General features: G+C 72.6%; 3 protein-coding genes and 1 pseudogene. All 4 read left to right on the forward strand.

What is annotated here, in order from left to right; all coding sequences use genetic code 11:
- Positions 1 to 308: pseudogene (locus AX685_RS07275) on the forward strand (DciA family protein); the annotation flags it as partial.
- The gene (locus AX685_RS07280; protein ID WP_197418522.1) at positions 308 to 973 is read left to right on the forward strand and encodes a thioredoxin domain-containing protein; all 666 of its coding nucleotides are present in this window, start codon (positions 308 to 310) and stop codon (positions 971 to 973) included. The pseudogene AX685_RS07275 and the gene AX685_RS07280, both read left to right, overlap by 1 nt.
- Positions 974 to 990: 17 nt before the next feature.
- The gene (locus tag AX685_RS07285; protein ID WP_082740684.1) at positions 991 to 1,746 is read left to right on the forward strand and encodes a thioredoxin domain-containing protein; all 756 of its coding nucleotides are present in this window, start codon (positions 991 to 993) and stop codon (positions 1,744 to 1,746) included.
- Between the two features lie 31 nt (positions 1,747 to 1,777).
- On the forward strand, positions 1,778 to 3,404 hold a 1,627-nt coding region (locus AX685_RS07290; protein ID WP_156445715.1), incomplete at its 3' end, for an AAA family ATPase.

Consider the following 3,404-nt stretch of genomic DNA (forward strand, 5'->3'; position numbering starts at 1 on the left):
ACGGCACGCTGACGCTGACGGTGCGCGGCGCCCATGCCCCGATGATGAGCCACCTGACCGTCGAGATCATCGAGCGGGTGAACCGGTTCTTCGGCTATGCCGCGATCAACCGCGTCGCGATCCGCCAGGGCGAGGTGACCAAGCGCGCCGAACGCCGCGCGCCGCCCTCGCTGGCCCCCGCCCCGGAACTGGGCGGCAGCCTGAAGGCGATTGCCGACCCCGAGCTGAAGGCGGTGCTGGAGGCGCTGGCCTCCGGCGTCGCCTCCGCCACCCCCGCCCCGATGCCCAGCCTGCCCAAGGTGCGATGATGCGTGTCCTGCCCCTCCTCGCCGCGCTGCTGCTCGCCGCTCCGATCGCCGCTGCCGCGCCGCGCCCGTGGACCGCGGTGGCCGCGCCGGTCGCGACCGGCAGCTATTTGATCGGCAACCCCAGGGCGCGGGTAAAGCTGGTCGAATATGTCAGCTACACCTGCCCGCATTGCGCGCATTACGCCGCGCAGTCGGAAAAGCCGCTGGACGCGATGGTCCGTTCGGGCCGCGTCAGCGTGGAAGTGCGCAACCAGGTCCACGACGGGCTGGACCTCGTCGCCGCGACGCTGGCGCGCTGCGCCGGGCCGGCGGCCTTCCCGCGCCTCCACCGGGCGCTGTTCGCGCAGCAGCAGCAATGGTTCGAACGCGCCGCCGAATGGCAGCAGGGCAATGCCGAGCGCATGTCCGCCTGGCCGCAGCTGGCGCAGATGAAGGCGATCGCCGAGGGCGGCGGGCTGACCGCGATCGCGCGCGACGCCGGCGCGCCCGCCGGTGCGATCGCCGCCTGTTTCGGCACCGATGCGCAGGTCAAGCGCGTGCTGGCGGTATCGAACGCGACGTCGCAGGTGCCGGGCACCCCCGCGTTCGAGATCAACGGCCGACTGATCCAGAATGTCGACTGGGCGAAGCTGGAACCGCAGCTTCGCGCGGCCGGTGCGAAATGACCCAACGGAGTGAAGTGATGAGATATCTCGCGATCCCCGCGCTCGCCGCGCTGGGGCTGCTCACCGCCTGCGGATCGGGCGGCGGCGGCAATGACAGCGCGCCCACCGCGCCCGCCAATTCCGTCGCCGCGGTGAAGGCGCCGGCCGGGCAGGACTGGACGCAGGTCGTCTCGCGCACGCCTGAGGGCGGGTTCGTGATGGGCAATCCCGACGCGCCGCTCAAGCTCGTCGAATATGGTTCGCGCACCTGCCCGACCTGCGGCGCGTTCGGCCAGACCGGGCAGCGCCCGCTGGAGGAGAATTACGTCCGCTCCGGCAAGGTGTCGTACGAATTCCGCGACTTCATGGTCCACGGCCCGCCCGATTTCGCCGCGTCGCTGCTGGGCCGCTGCGCCGGGCCGGGGCCGTTCTTCCCGATCCTGGAACAGATGTATCTCGACCAGCCCAAGTTCCTCGACACCCAGATGAAGGTCGCGCAGGATCAGGCGTTTCTGCAACGCACCGCCAACATGACCCCGGCGCAGATCGCCAACGCCTGGGGCGATGCGATGGGCTATGTCGATTTCGTCAAGCAGCGCGGCGTGACCGAGGCGCAGGCTCGCGCATGCCTGAACGATACCAAGGAGATCGAGGCGCTGACCAAGATGATGCAGGATGCGTCGGACAAGCAGGGCGTCACCGGCACCCCGACCTTCTTCCTCAACGGCCGCAAGCTCGACAATGTCGTGACGTGGCAGGGGATTGAGGGCGCGCTGAAGAACGCCGGCGCATGACGCGGCGATAGCGTCGGGCGGGCGCGGGGCGATGCGCATCAAGCGGCTGCGGCTGACGGGCTTCAAGAGCTTCGTCGATCCGGCCGACCTGCGCATCGAACCGGGCCTGACCGGCGTCGTCGGCCCCAACGGGTGCGGTAAGTCGAACCTCCTGGAGGCGCTGCGCTGGACGATGGGCGAAAACAGCCCGAAGTCGATGCGCGGCGCCGGGATGGAGGACGTGATCTTCGCAGGCACCGCGACCCGCCCGCCGCGCGACTTCGCCGAGGTGTCGCTGCTCGCCGAGGTCGATCGCCCCGACGGCGCGCAGGAAAGCGAAATCGTCCGCCGGATCGAGCGCGGGGCCGGCAGCGCCTATCGCATCGACGGTCGCGACGTGCGCGCCAAGGACGTGCAGTTGCTGTTCGCCGATTCGGCGACCGGCGCGCACAGCCCCGCGCTGGTCAGCCAGAACCGCATCGGCGCGATCATCGCGGCGCGCCCGGCCGAGCGGCGCGCGATGCTGGAGGAAGCGGCCGGGATCGCCGGGCTGCACGTCCGGCGCAAGGATGCCGAGACGCGGCTGCGCGCGACCGAGGCGAACCTGGCGCGGCTGGACGAGGTGATGAGCGACCAGGCGACGCGCGTCGCCGCGCTGCGGCGGCAGGCGCGCGCGGCGGAACGCTATCGCCTGTTGTCCGAGCAGATCCGCGTGGCGGAGGCGCGGATGATCTACGCCCGCTGGCGCGATGCGGCGCAGGCGGCGGAGGCGGCCAAGGGCGAAGCGGAAGCGGCGGAGGCGGCGGTCGCGGCGGCGAACGCGCGCGAACAGGAGACGATCGCGGCACAGCGCGCGGCGGCGGAGCGGCTGGCGGCGGCGCGCGCGGCGGCACTGGCGGCGCGCGATCGCGCCGGCGAGGTGACGCACCAGCTGACGCGCGCGCGCGAACAGCGCCACGGATTGCAGCGCCGTTTGCTGGAAATGGAGACCAATGCGCGGCGGATCGCGGAGGACCGCACGCGTGAGGATGCGCTGTCGCACGACGCCGCCGACGCGCTGGCACGGCTGACCGAGGAGGTTGCGGCGCTGGAGGCGCAGGTGCGCGAGGGCGCGGCGGCGGTGCCGGCGCTCGAGGCGGCGCTGAGCGAGGCCGAGCGGCACGCCCGCGATGTCGAGGTGGCGCTGGCGCAGGCGCTGTCCGAACAGGCGGCGCAGGCCGCCGAACGGCGCGTCGCGGCGGCTGCCAGCGCCGCTGCGACCGCCCGTTTCGAGCGCGCGACCCGCGATGCCGCACAGCTGGAGCAGGCGATCGCGCGCGTCGGCGACGTCGAGGCGCTGGAAAACGAGCGCGGTGCCGCACAGGAGAAGCAGGCCGCCGCGCGCGAACAGGCCGCCAAGGCGCGTGCCGCACTGGAATGGGCGGAAACCAGCGAGGACGAGGCCACCGCCGATCGCGACCCCGCCGAAGCTGCGCGCGCCGCCGCGATCGCCACGCTGGCGGCGCTGGACGGTGAGGCGGCGGCGCTGGCGCGCGGCGCGACCGAGGCGGACGACAAGCTCCTGGGCGCGGTCAGCGCCGAGCCGGGGTTCGAGCGCGCGCTGGCCGCGGCGCTGGGCGACGACATGGAATCCTCGCTGGGAGACTGGCACGGATCGGCGATCACCCCCGCCGACCCGC

It is taken from the genome of Sphingomonas sp. CCH9-F2 (genome assembly GCF_001556735.1).
GTDB classification, from domain to species: domain Bacteria; phylum Pseudomonadota; class Alphaproteobacteria; order Sphingomonadales; family Sphingomonadaceae; genus Sphingomonas; species Sphingomonas ginsenosidimutans.

What these genes read in the sequence shown, in the direction of transcription:
- AX685_RS07285 (WP_082740684.1), top strand. Translation starts at nt 991, where the DNA reads ATGAGATATCTCGCGATCCCCGCGCTCGCCGCGCTGGGGCTGCTCACC.
- AX685_RS07280 (WP_197418522.1), top strand. Translation starts at nt 308, where the DNA reads ATGCGTGTCCTGCCCCTCCTCGCCGCGCTGCTGCTCGCCGCTCCGATC.